This is a genomic window from Herbaspirillum rhizosphaerae, assembly GCF_046025915.1.
Taxonomy (GTDB): domain Bacteria; phylum Pseudomonadota; class Gammaproteobacteria; order Burkholderiales; family Burkholderiaceae_D; genus Herbaspirillum; species Herbaspirillum rhizosphaerae_A.
This window is the reverse complement of the sequence record NZ_JAQQFR010000010.1, coordinates 222,533-243,693: the sequence shown is the minus strand read 5'-3', so window position 1 is coordinate 243,693 and position 21,161 is coordinate 222,533. Positions and strand designations below refer to the sequence as shown.

General features: G+C 53.3%; 16 protein-coding genes. 9 read left to right on the top strand and 7 right to left on the bottom strand.

Annotation, left to right across the window (positions count from 1 at the left end; translation table 11 throughout):
- Positions 1–9: 9 nt before the first annotated feature.
- The 4 genes from PQR63_RS16500 to PQR63_RS16485 are packed head-to-tail and all read right to left on the bottom strand — an operon-like array spanning position 10 to position 5,181.
- Positions 10–909 carry an HDOD domain-containing protein gene (locus PQR63_RS16500; protein WP_408169082.1) on the bottom strand — a complete coding sequence of 300 codons (900 nt, stop codon included), beginning with the start codon at positions 907–909 and terminating at the stop codon, positions 10–12.
- On the bottom strand, positions 906–1,955 hold the full coding sequence (locus tag PQR63_RS16495) for an HD domain-containing phosphohydrolase (RefSeq protein WP_408169081.1): 1,050 nt from the start codon (positions 1,953–1,955) through the stop codon (positions 906–908). Before PQR63_RS16495 ends, PQR63_RS16500 begins: the two co-directional genes overlap by 4 nt.
- Entirely contained in the window at positions 1,952–4,849 is a 2,898-nt protein-coding gene (locus PQR63_RS16490; RefSeq protein WP_408169080.1) for a hybrid sensor histidine kinase/response regulator, read from the bottom strand. Before PQR63_RS16490 ends, PQR63_RS16495 begins: the two co-directional genes overlap by 4 nt.
- The gene (locus PQR63_RS16485) at positions 4,846–5,181 is read right to left on the bottom strand and encodes a hypothetical protein (protein ID WP_408169079.1); all 336 of its coding nucleotides are present in this window, start codon (positions 5,179–5,181) and stop codon (positions 4,846–4,848) included. Before PQR63_RS16485 ends, PQR63_RS16490 begins: the two co-directional genes overlap by 4 nt.
- 179 nt (positions 5,182–5,360) lie before the next feature.
- Between PQR63_RS16485 and PQR63_RS16480 the strand changes: the two genes are divergently transcribed.
- From PQR63_RS16480 to PQR63_RS16445, 8 genes are all read left to right on the top strand, one after another.
- On the top strand, positions 5,361–5,963 hold the full coding sequence (locus PQR63_RS16480; RefSeq protein WP_408169078.1) for an excisionase family DNA-binding protein: 603 nt from the start codon (positions 5,361–5,363) through the stop codon (positions 5,961–5,963).
- Positions 5,964–6,046: 83 nt separating this feature from the next.
- Positions 6,047–7,702, top strand: coding sequence for a cache domain-containing sensor histidine kinase (locus PQR63_RS16475; protein WP_408169077.1), 1,656 nt, complete (start codon positions 6,047–6,049; stop codon positions 7,700–7,702).
- Positions 7,703–7,738: 36 nt separating this feature from the next.
- Positions 7,739–8,131: an Hpt domain-containing protein gene (locus tag PQR63_RS16470; protein WP_408169076.1), complete on the top strand. Its 393-nt coding sequence runs from the start codon at positions 7,739–7,741 to the stop codon at positions 8,129–8,131.
- A gap of 6 nt (positions 8,132–8,137) precedes the next feature.
- A complete protein-coding gene (locus PQR63_RS16465) occupies positions 8,138–10,411 on the top strand; it encodes a hybrid sensor histidine kinase/response regulator (protein WP_408169075.1) in 2,274 nt (757 codons plus the stop codon).
- A gap of 240 nt (positions 10,412–10,651) precedes the next feature.
- On the top strand, positions 10,652–12,361 hold the full coding sequence (locus PQR63_RS16460; RefSeq protein WP_408169107.1) for a methyl-accepting chemotaxis protein: 1,710 nt from the start codon (positions 10,652–10,654) through the stop codon (positions 12,359–12,361).
- A gap of 112 nt (positions 12,362–12,473) precedes the next feature.
- A complete protein-coding gene (locus PQR63_RS16455; protein ID WP_408169074.1) occupies positions 12,474–13,472 on the top strand; it encodes a chemotaxis protein in 999 nt (332 codons plus the stop codon).
- A gap of 54 nt (positions 13,473–13,526) precedes the next feature.
- Positions 13,527–15,185, top strand: coding sequence for a methyl-accepting chemotaxis protein (locus PQR63_RS16450; protein ID WP_408169073.1), 1,659 nt, complete (start codon positions 13,527–13,529; stop codon positions 15,183–15,185).
- A gap of 19 nt (positions 15,186–15,204) precedes the next feature.
- A complete protein-coding gene (locus PQR63_RS16445) occupies positions 15,205–16,428 on the top strand; it encodes a cyclic di-GMP phosphodiesterase (RefSeq protein ID WP_408169072.1) in 1,224 nt (407 codons plus the stop codon).
- A 305-nt stretch (positions 16,429–16,733) separates the two neighbouring features.
- On the opposite strand, the gene PQR63_RS16440 is transcribed toward PQR63_RS16445, so the two are convergent.
- Positions 16,734–18,272 (bottom strand): sensor domain-containing diguanylate cyclase, encoded by a 1,539-nt coding sequence (locus PQR63_RS16440; RefSeq protein ID WP_408169071.1) that lies wholly within the window; start codon positions 18,270–18,272, stop codon positions 16,734–16,736.
- Positions 18,273–18,562: 290 nt separating this feature from the next.
- Between PQR63_RS16440 and fnr the strand changes: the two genes are divergently transcribed.
- Complete coding sequence (fnr, locus tag PQR63_RS16435) at positions 18,563–19,360, top strand: fumarate/nitrate reduction transcriptional regulator Fnr (protein ID WP_408169070.1); 798 nt, start codon at positions 18,563–18,565, stop codon at positions 19,358–19,360.
- A gap of 14 nt (positions 19,361–19,374) precedes the next feature.
- On the opposite strand, the gene PQR63_RS16430 is transcribed toward fnr, so the two are convergent.
- Positions 19,375–20,403, bottom strand: coding sequence for a zinc-dependent alcohol dehydrogenase (locus PQR63_RS16430; protein ID WP_408169069.1), 1,029 nt, complete (start codon positions 20,401–20,403; stop codon positions 19,375–19,377).
- 71 nt (positions 20,404–20,474) lie between these two features.
- A complete protein-coding gene (locus PQR63_RS16425) occupies positions 20,475–21,128 on the bottom strand; it encodes a BON domain-containing protein (protein WP_408169106.1) in 654 nt (217 codons plus the stop codon).
- Between the last annotated feature and the right edge of the window lie 33 nt (positions 21,129–21,161).

Here is a 21,161-nt window from a genome sequence, read left to right as displayed (position 1 = left end):
CTGATGCTCTCAGCCACTCAAAGACTGCAAACTTCTTTGAGAAAATCGTTGAGCCTCTCGCCATCCTATCCATTCTTTAGACGCGTCCTTCATGGCCTGCGTCACCTCTTCGATATCCAGGCCAAGCGCCTCCGATTTTTCAAACAAGCTTGGCATGGACGCCTGTTTCTCATCATCCGTAGCAACGTCGATATCGGCGATGAAAGCGGAGAGATTAAGCAACCGAGCCAATCGCTGCCTCCGATTGCTTTCGTCCCATCCGGACAGCACAGGTTTTTTGTAAAAACGAACGGCATCGACAAACAGGCTTGGAATTTTCCAGTCGTCCATCATGGCGGCAGACAGTTGCACCCGATCATAGCCAAAACGATCGCGCTCCAGCACCATCAATTCACCCACGGTTGCGCTGCTGTTTTTCTCCAGCAGATCACCGTAAGCGTCGGGGCGCACTGCCGCCAGCCCCAGGCGGCCAATACCGGCAAGCAGGCCGCAGGTAAACAATTCGGCAGCCGGTGCAATCGGCTGGCGCTCGCCAATTGCCTGTGCCACACATGCCATGGCCAGCGACCGAGACCAGAACTGGTTGTAGTCAAAACTATGACAGGCGCCGTTCTGGTATGAATTGATGAGCGAGACGCTTAGTGCGACCTGACGCACCGCCTGCACACCAATGAGCAGGAGAACTTCCGTCGAGACTGCGACAATCGGACGGGTTCTCGGCCTCCTGCTTGCATTCGCAATTTGAATAAGGCGCCCTGCCAACACCGGGTCGGCCTGTATTTGGGTGGACAGATCAGGTAATGAGACATTGTCGCTGCGGCACATTCTCATCACGTTCAATGCAACGCCAGTTGGCGATGGCAATGTCCGGGCTTCTTTTATTTCGTCGAAATTAATTTTGTCGCTCATGATACGTGACCGTCCTCCTCCTGATGCGCATCGATGATGTCCTGAATCTTGTCTGGATCAGCCAACAGTGCACTGACACACAGCGGATCGAAATGAATCCCCGAGTTTTGCCGTACCCAGGCAATTGCTCTGTCGATACTCCAGGCTGCCTTATACGGCCGGCTTGAAGTCAGCGCATCAAATACGTCGGCGACAGCAACAATACGTCCATAGAGGGGAATGTCCTCACCTGCCAAGCCTTGGGGGTAGCCACTGCCATCGAATTTTTCATGATGCGACAGCGCGATGGCCGATGCATTGCACATCAGCTTGGAACTCTCATCTTTAAGAATGTGCGCGCCAATCGTGGGATGGGTCCGCATGATCGCCATTTCTGCGCAATCCAAGCGTCCGGGCTTGAGCAAGATATGATCAGGAATGCCGATTTTCCCTATGTCGTGCAAGGGGGCGGCATCATAAATATCATTTTGTTCTTCCTCAGACAAACCGAGGTTGGCTGCGATAAGACGCGCATAGTTAGCCATGCGGAGCAAGTGAGCGCCGGTTTCCGGGTCGCGATATTGCGCGGCAGCCGTGAGACGATTGGCCGTACCCTGCTCGCTTTCCCGCAGCCTCTCTTCGACGGCTTTCACTTCTCGCTCGAGATTGCGCGTCAGTCCGACCTGACGCAATTGCGCTTTGCGCATAGTCAGCATATTGCTGACCCGGGAACGCAGTTCGGCTTTGTTCACGGGCTTGGTCAAAAAGTCATTGGCGCTCAGCTCCAAGGCTGCGTGTTTAACAGCGGTCTTGGCGTCGGCCGTAATCATGATGACCGGAACATGATCCTGCCCCGACAAATCTCGAAATTGCTGAAGGAATGTAAAACCATCCATCTTCGGCATCATGTAGTCGAGCAGCAGCAGATCCGTATCATGTTCCTGACACCAGGTCAGGGCTTCGTTCGGGTCTGATGCCTCAAATATCGTCGCATCCGGGATATCTTCCAGGAGGTGCGAGAACAAAGCCAGGTTGATACGGTCGTCGTCAACAATCAGGACATTCATATTGTTTCTTTCATTTCGTTAGTGCGTTGTTCCAGGATCTGAAATGCCTGAATTAACGCATTACCAAGTTGACGCAGGCGATCGCCGTCCTTCAATCTGGCCGCAGCATCCCCCTCGTTTGCAAGCACCGTCATCTGGGCGGCGCCCAAGTTGCTGCAAGAGCCAATTAATCGATGCAGCAGATCGATGGCAGCACCAAAATCATCGCGTGCGGCAGCCGCTTTCAATTCCATCAGGATGGGACGGGTATTCGTGATGAAAAACGACAACATTGCCTGCATGGCACCACGGTCATCATCGAACAACTCCAACAAACGCGCCATGTCGAGAATCTCTTGCGGGCCGCCGGGTGCTGTGTTCAGCGTACTCGATGAACTCATTGTGTCTGACGCGTTCCGGCACACATATTTGGATAAAGTGTCATCCAGACGATTGCGCAAAATTGGTTTGCTGAGATAGTCGTCCATACCAGCTTCAAGACATCGTTCGCGATCACCGGTCATGGCATTGGCGGTCATCGCAATAATTGGAATATGCTTTCCACCCGTTTTCTCACGTGCACGGATGCGTCGCGTCGCCTCGAATCCGTCCATCCCGGGCATCTGACAGTCCATTAACACTGCCGCATAGCGATTGCGCTCCAACATCACCAATGCCTCTTGCCCGTCGGCGGCAACGTCCGTCTCATAACCAAGCAATTGCAATTGATGAATCGCAACTTTTTGGTTCATGGGATTGTCTTCCACCAACAAAATCAGGACGTCACCGTCTGCCTTGTCTAAAACAGCATCAACTGAACCGGTGCTGACCTGGACCATTGCTGAATCATGGCCAAGAGATGCTGCATTTCCTGACAGTGCGTGATAGAAAACCGACCGCTTGATCGGGAGAGACAAAACGGGGGTACTGACCTGCGCACGCAGGTCTTCACGCATATCCTCGTCTTGTGCGAGAAGCAACCAGGTATTCACCGCGTGCCATTCGCGACGAATCTGCGCAAACGCCGGCAAGGAAAAGTCAGGAATGACGGTATCGACGACAGCGATGACGTTGGAAGCCAGTCTGCGCATCAATTGCCGCCCTTGCTCAAGGGTCAACGCACGATGTACGGTTACCCCCCTCGCCTCTGCGTATCTACGCAATGCACGTATCGCGTCGTCATCCGGAGCGATCAACAGCAGCTCACCAGCCATGTACTCTGGCGATGACCCGGACTGAATGATTGGCAGCGATAATTCAAACCAGAACGTCGAGCCAGATCCGTATTCGCTTTCCACGCCAATCTCCCCCTCCATCAGACCAATCAATCGCTTGCAGATGGAGAGACCTAATCCGGTTCCGCCGTATTTTCGGGTGACGGAACCGTCTGCCTGCGAAAATGGCATGAATAGTTTTTCCTGGGTTTGTTTGTTGATACCAATCCCTGTGTCGCTGACTTGAACATGAATTCGGCAATGTCCAGGAACCTCACCAACAAGCTGAACCTGAACGGCAATCTCACCGGCAGAGGTAAACTTGATGGCATTGCCCAGCAAGTTCAGTAGCACTTGCCTCAGACGGCCTGGATCTCCACGCAGCAACGCCGGTACGCGAGGATCGACGTAACTGCTTAACCGCAAGCCCTTCTCGTTTGCCCGCGTCGCCAAGACATCGACGCTGGCCTCCACGATCGCGAGCAGATCAAGCTCAAGCGCTTCGATTTTTAACTTGCCCGCATCGATCTTCGAGAAATCAAGAATGTCGTCGATGATATTCATCAGCGCTTGCGCAGAATCCTCGATTCCTTTTGCGAAACTGTCTTGCTGCGCATCCAAATGCGTGGTCCGGATCAAGCTGGCCATGCCAATGATCGCGTTCATTGGCGTGCGTATCTCATGGCTCATTGTCGACAAGAATTCTCCCCGCGAAGAATTGGCTTTGTCTGCCGCGTCCTTCGCGCTGTGCAACTCAGATTCAACATCAGCACGCTGACGCATGAAGCGCCAAAGAAACAGACTGAGGATCAGCATTGCCACCGCAATTGCGCCACCGGCCCATGAAAGTCTGATGAGTGGCGATACATTACTGTCAGGCGATCCAGCCTCCGCTGCTATCGCAATGATTGGGAATTTAGGCAAAAACTGATAGCTGATCTGCGTAGAATCGCTCGCCATCGGCGACTCCATGGCGAAGCGCCCGTGATGATCGTGTGGGTGACTGGTGTCACGCAATAACTGCGTCAACATCACACCCACTGAATAGTGCTGACCAATCAGCCTGTCGTTATCATCAGACGCGCCGATAACATCACCGTCACCATCCAGCAATGCCGTATAAGACAATGAAGGCGCCTTATCGAGACCAAAAAAAAGCACCGTAGGATCAAGCATTGCCAGCATAAGAATGCGTGCGCGTCCAACCTGGATCTGGCGAACAAATGGGATCATATACGCCCCGCCCACGCGCAACGGCTTTCCGGGAGCAAGTATTTCGGTAGGTGGCTTTACGAATCCAAGTTTTTTCAAATTGATATAGGTTCCTCGGGCTAGAGGCTCGGAACTCCTCAATACACGCTGGTCCTGATCAAGCAAAGAAAGTGATTTCCATTGCAACAACGTTCCCTTCGATTCCGAAGACGTTGCAATCGCAGAATTTTCAGACAGATTCGACGCAGCAAACAATGCTGCGCTGTCATTGAGTGCAGACAAAACTGCAAAAGCATGCGAGGAGAGAGTTCGCACTGTGTCCGCACCGTGCCCGACGCGATTAGCATCCACACGCTGCCGCTCCCAATTCTCCAGATAGATACTGGCGCTCAGAACGCTGACGGACAACAAGATTCCGCTCAGCAATATGAAGTGTTGTGTGCGAATTTGCCTGATGGCTCCTGCAAATCTGGCCATCACTTCACTCACAACATGCTCCCTAATGAGAGTTGATCCTTGCCAACAACGGCGGCGAGGTCATTCAAGACGTAGTCTATTTTCGACAAACTATCGAGCGTGGTAGTCAATTCTGCCAATAACGTTGCAGGGTCGTGCGCCAACGGCTGTTGGTCTGCATCCATGGCATCGATCCAGGCGAACTCTGCCAGCGTCACTGTTGAGGCCAGCTTTTCCAACTCGATCCGCCGCTGCAACATCCAGCACTCTTCCAAAAGAGCATGCACAAATGAAAGGCGTGCCTCACGCATCAGGCGAGAAAACTCAGCGATATCCACCGCACTAACGATTTCGTTGTTTTTCATGTTTTCTGCCCACCCTTTCAGATTTGAGTGTTTCACCTCATAATTACGGCACTAAGTTGCCGCAGGGCAGGCCCAAACTCGAAACCCACCGAATAAATTAATTTTAACAAATTAAACATTAAATTTGCAAATTTATTTAATTCGTTTAAAATTCAACACAAATGACAGGAAAGATGAGCATGACGACAACCGAGGTATGCACAACACAGGAAGCTGCGCAGATACTGGGCATTTCCGTGACATCGGTTCAACAATTGGTTGAGTCTGGAGTGATTGAAGCCTGGAAAACAAAAGGCGGGCACCGGCGCATCCCGCTTGCCGCGGTTGAGGCATATAAGTCGTCGCCCAATGCGCCGCAAGATGTACAGGACAAGCCTGCGCCGAGCAAGCAGACATCTATTCTGGTCGTCGAGGATAATAAGCTGCAGCGTGATATTTACGCGAAGAAGATTGCCTCCTGGAATCTCCCTGCAAGCACAACATTTTGCGAAAACGGCTATCAGGCCCTGGTGGAAATCGCCATCAACAAGCCCGACATCGTGCTGGCCGATATCGTCATGGATGGCATCGACGGTTATGAAGTAATTTCGACCATTCTCGGCTACCCGTCCTTGTCAGATATTAATATCGCTATTCTTTCCAGTCTGGCGCCGGAAGAACTCGATGCGCGAGGCGGCGTTCCTGAGGGCGTGGTGTTTTTTAGAAAACCCGTCAATTACGATGAGTTATCCGGCTATCTGCGAGCATGCTGCGCCCAAAAAGCTCGCATGACGCGTAGCTAGCAGCTTCATATCTGTACAACGCCATGCGATTCTCACACGCTCCTCAAATACCGACTTCTCGCCTGCAAAGAATGAGGGACGCGATGGAGGTCAATGTTGGCTCCATCTTATGCATTTTTGCAGCCTTGCTCATCGCCGGGCTATGGGCGACTGCATGGTGGCAGCTCGACAAAAACTATCGCGATGAAATTGCCGGCGCAAAGCGCGACGCAATCAGCCTGTCTCTGTTATTCAAGGAACATGCTTCACGTACCGTTGAGTCAACTGACCAGGCGATCGTCTATCTTCGTTCCCGCTATAACGTCCTGGGAAAGCAGCTGAATATCAATAAAGAGCTCAAGGACGGCATTGCGCCATCGGATATTTACAACCTGTTCAGCATCGTTGATGACAAGGCAGACGTCGTGCTGTCGACTAAGCCATTTAAGCCGCTGAATCTGAGCGACCGCGAGCACATCAAGGTGCACATGCGATCTGCCGATACAGGCTTGTATATCAGCAAGCCCTTGCTGGGGCGGGTGTCTGGGAAATGGTCCCTGCAAATGACGCGGCGTATTGACGGGCCCGATGGCGTATTCAATGGTGTGGTGATCGCCTCGATGGATCCGGGATATTTCACTTCCCTGTACAAAAAGGTTGACGTCGGTCAGTTCGGCACGATCTCCCTGGTGGGTGACGACGGTGTGCTGCGGGTGCGTCATGTGGGCAACGACGACGCGATGGGGCAAGACATTTCTCTCAGTGAAGTATTCAAGGCTATGCACATGAATGGCAGCGGCATACTGCGCGCCACCAGCATCATCGACCATCGGGATCGCTTTTATGCCTATCAAAAGCTGGAGAGTTATCCCTTGTATGTGGTGGTTGGCATCGACATCGATGAGCGCCTTGACGGCTACCATGCCATCCGATCACAAACGCTGACGCTCGTCAGCCTGACTTCGTTGCTGATCATTCTCGGGACGGCTGCGCTGGTCGTCCTCATTCGCCACCTCGTCGCGAGCCGCCGTGAAGCGGTGCTGGCGCGCAAGGCCAAGCTGCACTTCCTGTCGAATATGTCGCACGAATTTCGCACGCCGCTCAACGGCATTCTGGGCTACTCTGAAACGCTGGTAGAAGAGTTTACAGGCACCCGCCATGGCGAGTTCGCGCGCGCCATCCATGACAGCGGCATGCGTCTGCTCGGCATGGTTGATTCGGTGTTGGAACTGAGCTCCCTGCGCTCAGGAAAAATCAGTTTGAATATCAGCGAAGAAAAGCTCAGCGATGTCGTCCGCAACGCAGTCAGTGCCTGCGAAGAAGCGGCTGCAAAAAAGGGATTGTGGATTAATTCCTTCATCGCCGACGATGCACCTCCTTATCTGCGTTGTGACCGGAACAAGTTGCTGCAAGTGCTCGACAAGTTGCTCACCAATGCCTGCAAATATACCGTTGCAGGTCATGTACAACTGACTGTCGAGACGGTCGGCAAGGACTTGCGTTTCAGCATCATCGACACCGGCCCAGGTATCCCGGAAGCAGCGCTGGATACCATCTTTGAAAAATTCGCTCAAATCGATGACTCAGCCGCGCGCCCCCATGACGGAGCCGGGCTCGGGCTGACGATTGCCGCTCTGCTGGTTGAGCTAATGGGTGGAGAGATCAGCGTCCAATCAGAGCTGGGTGTTGGCAGTACATTTTCTTTTCAACTGCCCCTGTTGAATGGCACAGAACCCGTTGTGGCGCGTACAATAAAATAACAATAAGCCTGACTGAGGCAACAGGGGGATAGGCAAATGACGCCAAGCTATCAGCATATCAATCCGGCAGTACTTCTCGATGCCGCAGGGCAAGACGTTCAGGCTTTTCTGGAATTGTCCGCCACCTTTCTCGATATCGCTCCGCCCATGTATGAGCGCCTGCGCCATGCCATTACGGCGAGTCAGGCTGCTGACATAACACTCCAAAGCCATTCCCTCAAAGGAACTGTTGCATTGATTGGCGCAGATCAACTGGCGAGCATGCTGGGGCGCATTGAAGCACTGTCGCGCAAGGCGTCACTAGAAGAAATCCATCCGCTTTGGGCAGACCTTGCCGAAGCCTATAAAGAGACCATCGCCGAAGTGCACCTCAGTATCCGGCACTTCCAGGAGTCGACGGCATGCTCCGAAGATTCTCGGGACGGCTAGCTGTCAATGCCGACACGCTCCACCACCTCGCTCCTTTTTGCATTCCTGCACCCATTGTTATGGCTGGGGCGCAGCGCGCGCCGCGTCACACTGACAATCGGCGCACTATTGCTTATCCTTCTCGGCATAGCCACTCTAAGCGCGAGCTCCATCCTCTACAACTGGGCCACCGATGACTGGCAGGAGGATATCGAAAACCTTTCGCTGGTGCTGGCAGAGAACGCAGCGCAGACAATAGCCTCCTCCACTCTGGTGCTTGACGATATCAGCCGGTTGTCCCGGGCCGGCGCCAAGGATGATCGAACTTTTCGTATAGCCGCTTCCAATCCAGCCATCAGTCAAATGATGCGCGACAAGATCAGTGGCCTCCCCCAGATCTCCGGCGCGGCAATTGTTGCCGCCGACGGCAGCGTCCTCGCACTGACACGGCTACTCCCCACAAGCGGCATCAACGTGAGCGACCGAGACTATTATCTCTATCACGTCAGACACAACACCGATGAGATCTTCTACAGCGTTGCGGTGCGTAATCGGACCAGTCAAGCGTGGACGTTTTACCTGAGCCGTCGCATCAATGATGCCCGCGGCAATATGGTGGGGATTGCTCTGGTTGCTATCTCGTGCGATTTCTTTACTAACTTTTTCAAAAGTATCAGCCTGGAGAAGCACGTATCCATTGGACTTTTCGGAGGCGCTCGTAATTTGCTGGCAGGCTGGCCGCAGCAAACCGGAGACAGCGACACAAACAAGACGGCAGATCGCCACGGTACTAAAGCCGCGCCCGTAAACAGATTGCTTGCGGGCATACTCAGTGATACGCCGGATATCTATTCCCAACGGGCGATCCGACGTACGCCGATGAGCATCAACGTCAGCATCACTGAAAGCGGCTTTCGGGACGGTTGGCTACGCGCCATGCGCGTCCTGGGCGGCATTGCCGGCGCCAGCATGCTCGTGTTGGTTATTGCGTTCGGCGTCATGGCAATCATACTCAAGCGACGCGAGGAAGATGCTGTGGCGGCAGCGATACTCCGAGAACAGGCTGACGCCTCTAACCAGGCAAAATCACGGTTCCTCGCCATGATGAGTCATGAGATCCGCACGCCGATGAACGGTGTTCTCGGAATGAGCGAGCTATTGCTCGATACCAGGCTCGATAAGGTGCAGCACAGCTATGCCCGGCAAGTCCACCTTGCCACCTCGGAATTGATGCGCATCATCAACGAAGTTCTTGATTTCTCCAAAATCGAATCCGGGCGAATGGACTGTGAAAACAGTGTTTTCTCACCTTCACAATTGCTCAACGATGTAGTGGCCCTGCATCGCGCTACTGCGCAGAAAAAAAATCTCCGCATCGATATTCAGATCGGTGAATCCGCTGCAGCCGAGGTCGAAGGTGGCTCCGCACATATCCGCCAGGTACTGGGAAATCTGCTGAGCAATGCCATCAAGTTCACCGCATCCGGGCATATCAACGTCTCGCTGCAATGCATCGCCGATGCGGCACGCCCCGGGATGGTCATATTGCACTATGCGGTCGCTGATACCGGCATAGGTATCGGTGTCGAGCAGCAAGCACGGCTGTTCCAGCCATTTAGCCAGGCAGACAGCTCCATCAGCAGAAAATACGGCGGTACCGGATTAGGGTTATCGATCTGCAAGCGACTGGTAGAGCTGATGCAGGGGAAGATTTTCTGCGAGAGTGAGTCAGAAAAAGGAACAACGTTTCGCTTTGAAGTCCCTTGCCGCAACGTCAGTACCGCCGACGGAGTCAAGCCGTTGGCTGCAGAAGTGGCAGCCGTGCCGGCGGCACTTGCCGACGACAACGCGGACAACAAGGACAACATGTCCTCCCCGCCGCCGTCCCCTACCCAGGCGGGTGCCCATGTTCTGGTGACCGAAGATACGCTGATCAACCGGCAACTGGCGCGCATGCTGCTGACAAAGAACGGTTACCGCGTCAGCGAAGCAGAAAACGGCGCAGAAGCCTTGGCCGCGATGAAACAGGAACATTACGACCTGGTGCTGATGGACTGCATGATGCCTTTAATGGATGGCTATGAAGCCACTCGCCTTCTGCGCGAGTGGGAAGCGTCACAAGGACTTCCACACCTTCCCGTCATCGCATTGACGGCCAGTGTGATCGAAGGCGATCGGGAGCGTTGCCTGGCCGCCGGCATGGATGACTACCTACCCAAGCCCTTCACTGCGGCCGCATTTCTGGCCATCGTCGAACGCTGGTTGCAAAGAGCGCAACAGGACGCCCCTACCAGGAATTGATAGCGCAAAGACCACCCTTTATCGCCCAAACACGCTCCTTGCTGCTTAAGTAACCATAAAACGAACTGCAAAAACCACAAAAAATCAAATAATTAAATAATTAAATAAAACAAATAAAACAAATATTTGATTAATTCAATAAAATCGTTATAATTGTTGTGTCGGATTTGGCGCAACAAACATATGATGCACATCGCCACTCGACAGTATTCCTTCAATAGTCGACCTCGGGAGATTCGCATGAAATGGTTCTACGATCTGAAAATTGCAAAAAAACTGATTTTGTCTTTTTCAGTAATCCTCTTGCTTGTTACTGCCTTAGGTGGCTTCGCATTGATCCAGCTTAATAAGGTCAATCAGGCATCCAACGAAATTGCGTCCAATTGGCTGCCCAGTATTCGTACGCTGGCAGATCTTAAACTGACCTTATCCCGCTTACGCAGCTTCGAGCTTCAACATATTTCCGCGCTCACTCCGGAACGAGCTGCCGAAGCCGATAAAAATGCCACCAATCAACTGGCCCTTATCATTCGCGCTCAAAAACTCTATACCGAGCAAATCTCGGAACCAGAAGAGAAAGCCATCTATCCACAGGCAGAAAAGCAAATTCAGGCTTTTGTGGACGAGCATCCGAAGATCATGAAACTGGTCGCTACCGGCAAGAGAGACGAAGCTCTCGTCTTGCTCAATGGCCTGTCGACCGCCTCATATCGGGAAGCGATGGACTCGGTGGAAAAGCTGGTGATTGTTAATGAAAAAGGTGCGGCAACGTCCAATCAGTTATCTGCGCAGACCTACGCCAGCGCCAAGGTATTGATCTCAGGATTCCTGATCGCGGCCATTGCTCTCTCGCTGTGTCTTGCCGTATGGATTGCAAAAATAGTCTCGCGCCCTTTAGGTGAGGCTCTCGACGTCGCGAAACGAGTTGCGGCCGGAGACCTGACTGCCGATATCGAAGCCCATAGCAAGGACGAAACAGGCGAACTCATGCTGGCGCTCAAGTCCATGAATGACAATTTGCTCAAAATCGTCGGCGAAGTGCGCACCAGTACCGATACCATCAATACCGCCTCCGGCGAAATTGCGGCCGGTAACCTGGATCTGTCTTCACGTACCGAAGAACAAGCCGGCTCGCTGGAAGAAACCGCGTCGGCCATGGAAGAACTGACATCGACCGTAAAACAAAATGCGGACAATGCCCGTCAGGCCAATCAGTTGGCGGTCTCCGCGTCCGAGGTTGCTGTTCAGGGCGGCAATGTTGTCGGGAAAGTGGTCAGCACGATGGATGCCATCAATGAGTCCTCACGCAAGATTGTTGACATCATCAGCGTCATTGACAGCATTGCCTTCCAGACCAACATCCTTGCCCTGAATGCGGCCGTGGAAGCCGCACGTGCTGGTGAACAAGGTCGTGGGTTTGCCGTTGTTGCTTCAGAGGTTCGCAATCTGGCCCAACGTTCGGCAGCCGCAGCCAAAGAAATCAAAACCCTGATTGACAACTCCGTCTCCAAAGTCGACGACGGTAGTAAATTGGTGGCTCAGGCCGGTGCGACCATGGATGAAGTGGTAGCCAGCGTCAAGCGTGTGACCGACATTGTGGGAGAAATTTCGGCGGCAAGTGTTGAACAAAGCAGCGGCCTCGAACAGATCAATCAAGCCATTGCGCAAATGGACGAAGTGACTCAGCAGAACGCCGCGCTGGTCGAAGAGGCCGCTGCCGCAGCCCAGTCACTGCAAGAACAGGCTGGCAGATTGTCAGTCGCAGTTGGTGTATTCAAGCTGGGCCATAACGACGGCTTGATGTTGAATAGTATTCCGCACCAAAGCCATCGCAGTATCGACATTACCCCACGTGCATCTCAGCTTCCACGCAAAGACATCCGATCGTTGGCGCAGAAGCAAGTTGCAACCGCGACCGACGATATGAATGGCTCCTGGGAGCAGTTCTGAAATAAATCAGGTCCGGTCGAAGCCGATTGGACACCAGACGACGCAAAGCAAAGCAAAGCAAAGCAAAGCAGGCACATAGTTCCTGCCGGCCACACATAACCTTGAGGTTTCCATGGATGCATTTCAAAAAGAAATCGACGAACGTACGAATCTCACCAGCAGCAACAAATTCGAATTGCTTTTGTTTCGCCTCGGTGGCGGTACGGAAGATACACCCGGTGAACTCTTCGGTATCAACGTCTTCAAGATTCGGGAAATTGTCCCGATGATGCCGATCACCAAAGCAGCGGGAACACAGTCGCCCGTGCTGGGAATGGTCAACATCCGCGGTCAGGTGATCTCGGTCATTGATCTGCCTGCGGTCGCCGGCTGCACGCCGCGTACCGGTCTCAACATTCTGTTGATTACCGAGTATGCACGCAGCACGCAAGCATTTGCGGTCGAGTCAGTCGAAGAAATCGTTCGCCTTGACTGGAGCCAGGTACTGTCTGCAGAATCGCGCGCCGGTGGCGACATCGTCACCAGCATCGCACGCCTGGACTCTGAAGGCGAAGGCGGACATCTGGTGCAAGTGTTGGACGTGGAGCAGATTCTGCATATGACATCGCCGATTCAAAAGGCGCTGAACGAAACGCAGGTCACCTCACTGCAGTCCATGATCAAGCCAGGCTCGGTCGCGCTGGCAGCAGACGACTCCAAAGTGGCCCGCTCACTCATTGAACATGGACTGGAAACACTCGGTCTGCCGTACATCATGACAAAGACCGGCAAGGAAGCCTGGGAAAAATTGCAGTCCATCGTCGCAGAATCAAAACAGGCCGGTACGCCAATCAGCGACCGGGTTGCCTTGATTCTTACCGATCTGGAAATGCCGGAGATGGATGGCTTTACGCTCACCAGAAACGTTAAATCCGATCCGCGCTTGAAAAGTATTCCGGTCGTCATCCACTCTTCCCTGTCCGGATCTGCAAATGAAGATCACGTACGCAGCGTCGGAGCGGACGGCTATGTTGCCAAGTTTGCAGTCGAGGAACTGGCAGCGACCATCAAAGCCGCCCTGCAAAAATCCGCCGCCTCGCCTGCAAGCAACTTGCACGCTGTTCCGGCCTGACGTCCACCGAAGGCAAGTTCCAATACGAAGCACCACTTGAAAAGGGAGCACTGCATGCGCACCAATCTGCCCGTCACCAACAACGAACATCCCTTCAAAGATGGTGAGTCAATTGTTTCCAAAACCGACTTGCAAGGAAATATCCAGTACGTCAATCCTTACTTCCTGGAAGTGAGCGGCTTTACCGAGGCGGAACTGATCGGCGCCCCGCAAAATATCGTGCGCCATCCTGACATGCCGGTTGAGGCGTTTGCCGACATGTGGGCGACACTCAAATTAGGCGTCCCATGGACTGGCATGGTCAAGAATCGCTGTAAAAATGGTGATTACTACTGGGTCCTTGCCAATGTCACTCCTGTCCGTGAGAACGGGAAACCCGTCGGGTACATGTCGGTACGCACCCGCCCTTCCTCTCAACAGGTTGCTGAGGCCGGCAAGGCTTACCGGATGTTCAAGGACGGCAAGGCCAAGGGTTTCGCTATCCGTCAAGGCGAGGTCGTCAGTACCGGTGTCCTTGCGCGCCTCCGCAACCTGCGCGACATCTCCCTGACATTGCGCATCGGCCTGATCATGAGCTTCATGATCGCGCTTCTCCTCGTACTGGGCGGTGCAAATCTGCACGCCGGGACGCAAGGCAATACCGGGGCTTACTGGATTGGCGGTGCAACACTGGGCGGCGCAGCCATGATCCTGTACTTCTGGCATTCTTTGCTGACGTCGATTTCACAGCCGCTCAAGCTGGCGACAGACGTGGCCCGATCGATTGCCGGCGGCGATCTGTCCAGCAAATTTTCGTCTTCCCGTAAAGACGATACCGGTCAGTTGTTACGTGCGTTGCAACAAATGACGGTCAACCTGGTTGCCATCATCGGTGATGTCCGCGCAAACGTAGATTCGATTCAGGTCTCGACGAAAGAAATCGCCAAGGGCAACATGGACTTGTCCGGCCGTACGGAAGCACAGGCATCCAGTCTTGAAGAGACCGCTGCCAGCATGGAAGAGTTGGCTGCCACCGTAAGGCAAAATGCTGACAATGCCATGCAAGCCAACAAGTCCGCATCGTCCGCATCCGAAGTCGCGATTGCCGGCGGAGAAGTGGTACATAAGGTCACTACGACCATGGGCGAAATCAGCGACTCTGCAAAACGCATTGTCGACATCATCGGAATTATTGACAGCATCGCATTTCAGACCAACATCCTTGCGCTCAACGCAGCCGTTGAAGCGGCGCGTGCTGGTGAACAAGGCCGCGGATTTGCCGTCGTCGCCACCGAAGTACGCAGTCTGGCGCATCGATCGGCAGCTGCTGCCAAAGAGATCAAAACCCTGATCAACGTGTCGGTTCAAAAAGTCGACGCCGGTGTCACGCTGGTAGCGCAGGCGGGAACAACGATGGAAGGTGTCGTATCCTCCGTGCAGCGCGTCACCAGCATCATCGGCGAAATCTCGGCCGCGTCCGGCGAGCAAAGCAATGGTATTCAACAAGTCAACGAAGCCGTTACCTTGATGGACGAAGTCACTCAGCAAAACGCCGCGTTGGTTGAGCAAGCAGCAGCAGCAGCGGCTAGCCTGGAAGAACAGACCGTTAAACTGTCGCAGGCGGTCAGCATTTTCAAATTAGTGAACCACATCAACCATAGCCCTGCCAAGTCTGTAGTGCTTGCGGTCGAACGCCCGCGAACCAGCCAGCCTGCCAGGATCGCAAGGGCTTGAGTTCTTATAGGATCTCAACATGAGCCGTCTCAAGAAAATAAAAATCAGCGAACTGCGCCTGGGCATGTATCTGCATGGATTCGATGATGCCTGGATCAAACATCCCTTTTGGAAAGGCAAATTTTTATTGCGTGATTATGCAGATCTGCAAGCTGCATGGACATGTGGAATAGAGTCGTGCTGGATTGATATCAGCAAGGGAAAGGATGTGGCGCAGGAGGACATGGACACGAGTGATGAATTCGTCGATACCGCTCCTGTCGACCTTGTCCCGGCCGTGGCGGAAACCACCTCTTTTGATGAAGAACTCCAGCGAGCCGCCGTTCTCTGCAAGAGTGCTCGTGCAGCCACCATCTCCATGTTCAATGAAGTACGGCTCGGAAAAGCCATCGATGTCGAAGGTTGCCTGCCGCTTGTCGCCGAGATCGCCGCGTCGGTGTTACGCAATCCTGGAGCGTTGATCAGCCTGGCACGCCTTAAGACCAGCGACGACTACACTTATATGCATTCCGTTGCCGTCTGCGCATTGATGGTGTCGCTGGGTCGGACGTTGGGAATGGATGAGGAATATTGTCGGGAAGCGGGAATCGCCGGGCTATTGCACGACATAGGCAAAGCGCTGACACCGTTGGAAATCTTGAACAAGCCGGGTGCACTCAGCGCAGAAGAGTATGAAATGGTGAAGAGGCATCCATCGATCGGATATCAGCTTCTGAGCAGTGATGTGGCCATTCCTGCTGCTGCCGGCGATGTCTGCCTCCATCACCATGAAAAAATCGACGGCAGCGGTTATCCGGAGGGCTTGAGCGGCAACAAAATCTCCTTACTGTCACGCATGGGCGCAGTATGCGATGTGTACGATGCTGTCACCTCTCAGCGTCCGTATAAAAATGGATGGGATCCGGCGGAATCACTTGCCCGCATGGCGTCATGGAAAGGCCACTTTGATCCCACCGTCCTTTCAGCATTCGTCAAAAGCCTCGGTATCTATCCAACCGGCGCCCTGGTAAAACTCCGTTCAGGGAGATTGGCGGTCGTCCTGGAACAAAACAAAGCCTCCCTGACCAAGCCGGTGGTCAAAGTTTTCTTTTCTGAAGAGTCCCACGAACCCATCGCTGTAGAGCGTCTGGATTTGTCAGCCCCGGACGTCGACGATGCGATCATTGACCGGGAAGCGAGGGAGCGGTGGAACTTTCCTAATCTTGAATCACTGTGGGCTGGTTCGCTGAGCGTTCATCAGTGAAGCAAGCCGGCGAGAGACATTCAGGCACGCATCTTCGATTTGCTCAATGCGTCGTATTTGAGCCAGGACTTGATGTCGGGTAAGCCGCGAGACGCCGTCCGGCGTACATAGATCGTCCCACAATCGCATGCCGATGCAGAGTTGCTCAGGCTCAAGCGATTTACTCCCAGAGGCATTCAATCCCTTTCTCCAGCGACAATCACGAGAAATGTATTGACAACAGCCGGGTCGTCGCCATGTCCACTCTAGATCCGGATACTGCTTCTTTCATGTGCCAGGAATTGGGCTCCAGTCATACACCTTCGTTATGCCGCAGCAGCGATATTTTGGTAGACGCAAACACGATTTCGCCCCGTAGATTTTGCTTGGTAAAGGGCTTTGTCCGCCATGTCGATAACATCTTCCGGTGTGTCGATGCTGGACACCTCGGCCAATACACCAACGCCTGCGCTAGCAGTAACAATTCCCGGCGGATTTCCAGTATGTGGAATTGCCAGAGCGCAGATATTTTTTAGCAAGCCGAAGGCAATCTGTGCGGCGCTTTTCTCATCGCAATCTGGTAACAGGATCACGATCTCCTCACCGCCATATCGTGCGACAAGGTCTCCTGGGCGCTGCCCGGCTACCTTAAGCAAGGACGCAATACGCCGCAGGCACTCATCGCCTGCAAGATGTCCGTACGTATCGTTATATCGCTTGAAGTAATCAACATCAATCATCACTACGGCAAGTGACTCGCCACTACGCGCAGCACGCCGCAGCTCCTTTAGAATTTCATCATCAAAGCAGCGTCTGTTTGCCAACCCCGTGAGGCCGTCATGCATTGCCAACCCCTGCAGTGTCTCGTTGAGACGCTCTACATTCGATCGACTGTCAATTGCTTCATTTTCGGCTGCAACGCGTAATTGAATCTGAAGAATAAGGCGGTTTCCAAAAAATCCCAGAAACAGGATCAGCAGCAGCAATCCGAAACCATGTAAGAAAGCATCCGTTCTCCAGCCAGCAAGAATTTCATCCTCCGATAGTGCTGCTGCAACAAAAAGCGGATAACGACTTAGATGGCGATAGCTATTGACGCGAGTAATTCCATCCTGTGCGGAGAGAATACGCGCCACGCCCGCTTCCGTCTTGGCTGCATAATCACGGAAAATGGAGGCGTTCTCCAGGCTCTTGCCGACCGAGTCATTAAGCAATGGACGTCGAACAAGAATGTTGCCGTCGTTCGATGCAAGCAGCAGCGCACCAGCATTACCAATATCGAAGTTGCCATAAAACTCCGTGAAATAGCTTAGCTTGATCGCGGCCATGACGACCCCGTCGAAACTGCCGTCCGCTTTATTCAATCGACGAGAAATGGTCACAATCCACTCCCCGCTCATACGGCTCTGAACGGGATGACCGATGTACGGCGCGCTACTCTCATGAGTCTGGTGATACCGAAAATATTCACGATCCGTGCTGTTAGCGGTCAGGCTGGTCGATTTTTCTGAGGTAACAATCCAATTTCCACTCCTATCAATGACAAACAATGCGTGTAATTGCGAAAGCTCTGCGACCTGTATTGTCAGAAAGCGTCCCAATCTCTGCAACGCCGGCGCTTTTCGCCCATCGTACTCAAGCCGCTCAGAGATGCCGATCAACGCGGTATCCGCTTCTTTAAACGTGTCTTCAGCATGTTGAACCAATGCGCGGGCAATGTTCGTGGTTGTGCTACGTGCCTCACCTAGTTGAACTTCTCGTGCGCGCCAGTTGCTCCATATCGTGAGAATCGCTAATAGAATGCAAACCGACGCCACAAATATCTTTGCGGATCGAATAACGGAGCGATGTTGTTTACTGAGCATGGACGTTGCGCCGAAGGTGTTGTTGAAATTGCTTCTATAAAGATGCTAGGGCAATCGCAACAAAACATGCTGACCCAGATCAAAATCCGGCGCAGTATCTTGCAAAAAGCGAGCATTTCTGGACGGGTGTTACCCGAAGCGAACAGAATCAATTGAGTCAGCGACTCAAAAATGCAAACAAGTTGATCCAGAACAGGTATACGTCAGAGAGAACGCGACGCAAGAGCCATTGACGCCTACACTCAGCTCACTCGCTGTTTGACTCATCGTATCGTCTACCGGAGCAACTTATGAACTATCCCTTGCAATCCGCTACGTCTAATCACACCCCGGCACCCGTCTTTGCACTCAATTCCGCATTGAGAAGCTGTTCCGGATGCAGCATGCATCAGATCTGCTTGCCCACGGGTCTCAATGAGTGCGATACACAGCGACTTGATAAGATCATCGGTCGACGCAAGGTGCCCCGCGACAGCTTTCTTTATCGCATTGGCGATCCGTTCACGTCGCTGTATGCGGTACGTGTCGGGCACTTCAAAAGCTATCAGCAAAATATTGCCGGCGATCGCCAAATCACGGGGTTTCCGATGACGGGAGAGCTCCTCGGCATGGATGCCATCAATACCGAGCGTTACCAATGCGATGCCGTCGCTTTGGAGGATAGCGAGGTATGCGAAATTCCCTTCGAACTGCTGGAGAACTTGTTTGCCCAGATGCCGACGCTGCTACACCATTTCCATCGCGCCCTGAGCCAGGAAATTACCAACGAACAAAGAATCATCATGCTGCTCGGCAATATGCGTGCCGAACAACGCTTTGCATCTTTTCTGATCAATCTGTCGATGAGCTACGCGACACGCGGATATTCTGCGACACGCTTCCAACTGCGGATGACGCGTGAAGATATCGGCAATCATCTTGGTCTGACGATAGAAAGCATCAGCCGTATGATTGCCAAAATGCGCAGAGATGGACTGATTCAAGTGCGTCAGCGCGACGTTGAAATACTTAATTTGTCTGCATTGGGCAAACTTGCATCCGGGAGTGAGATTCTGGTCTCGACTCCCGTCTACTATCCAAAGCAATGATCAGCCTGGCGCTATCAAACAAACGTCAATACGACGCGCGACGGCACGTCACCATGTTCCAGCCGCTCGAAAACATGATTGATTGACGCCAGGGGTTGCAGCTCAATATCTGCCTTGACCTTACCTGCAGCAGCAAAAGCGAGCGCTTCCGCCATATCTTTGCGTGTGCCGACAAAGGATCCGCGAATCGTGATGCAGTTGGCAACAACGTCAAACAAGGGCGTCGGAAATTCACCGGGAGGCAATCCGACCAGCACACAAGTTCCACGTTTTCGTGTCATCGCAACACCTTGATGAAATGCCTCCAGAGACGGCGCTGTAATCAACACACCATGTGCCCCGCCTCCCGTGATTTCTCGCAAACGAGCAACAGGATCACCGACACGTGCATTGATGACAGCTTCTGCTCCGAGAAGACGGGCATGTTCGAGTTTGTCGTCGTCGATGTCAATCGCGCACACGCGCAGCCCCATCGCCTTGCCATATTGAACTGCCAGATGGCCCAGTCCACCGATCCCTGAGACGGCAAGCCATTCGCCAGGCTGTGCCTTGCATTCCTTGATACCCTTATAGGATGTTACGCCTGCACAGATGATGGGTGCTGCCGACGTTGCGGACAGTCCCGCAGGAATATGCGCCACGTATCTTGGATCGGCCAGAATGTATTCTGCGAAACCGCCATTCTTGGTGTAGCCGCCAAACTCTGCTTCGGCGCATACCGTCTCCCACGCCGCCAGACAATGCTCGCAATGCCCACACGCGGAGTAAAGCCATGGCACACCGACACGGTCGCCCATATTCACTTCCGTCACGCCGGCACCAATGCCCACGACAACGCCAATTCCTTCATGCCCGGGAACAAAGGGCAAGGCGGGTTTCACCGGCCAGTCTCCGCGTGCAGCGTGGAGATCCGTATGACAGACCCCGCATGCTTCCGTTTTGACCAAAATCTGCCCTGGCCCGGGAGAAGGCAACGGAATCTCCTTGATGACGAGTGGTTTTCCGAACTGCTCCACCACTGCTGCTTGCATCGTGTTTTTCATTGGGATACTCAATATGAAATACGCTATTAAAGGACGCTGAAGATCAACGTAGATACGCGAATAAAGGCGACTTAAATGCCGACAGAAAGCTTGTCAATCACCTTCGTCACACCTGGCGTTCTGAGTGCTGCAGCGAACGCCGCCTGCCGTTCTGCCAACGAAGAAACCGATCCGTTGAGCGTGATCTGATCACCATTTACGACAACATCGATCGCTTTTACCGCTGAATGGGCGCGGCGTTGCAATGCGGCTTCGATATGCAGCTTGATGTCGACCGGCCTTGCAATATTTTTTACGGCGATCTGGTTGCTGATACCAACGACGCCAAGCAGGCTGCGCAGGGAGCTTTCTGCAGCCACGCGCTGATATTGATGATCCACCTCGCCGCTCAAGGTAATCCAGCCATCCTCGACCATGATCTTGACCCGATCTTTTGGCAGCAAGGCATTCCACTCCAAACCATGTGCTGCGGTTCGGGCAATATCGGCATCCGTGCGTTTACTGGAACCTGGCAGCACGACATCGATTTCAACGGCGAGTCCCTTGACGCCAGCAACACGCTGCGCGGCCTTCTCTGCTGCGTATTTTTCTGCATAGCTGTCAAGATTTCCCGCCAGAGTGACGACGCCGTCGCGCACCTCGACACCAATCTCGTTGTCATTCACGGCTGCTTCCCATGCCAGTTCGTCGATGACGTCTTTTTTGATCTGAAAATCGGTTTTCATTGAAACACCTCTCATGTTGTTGGTCATGGTTCG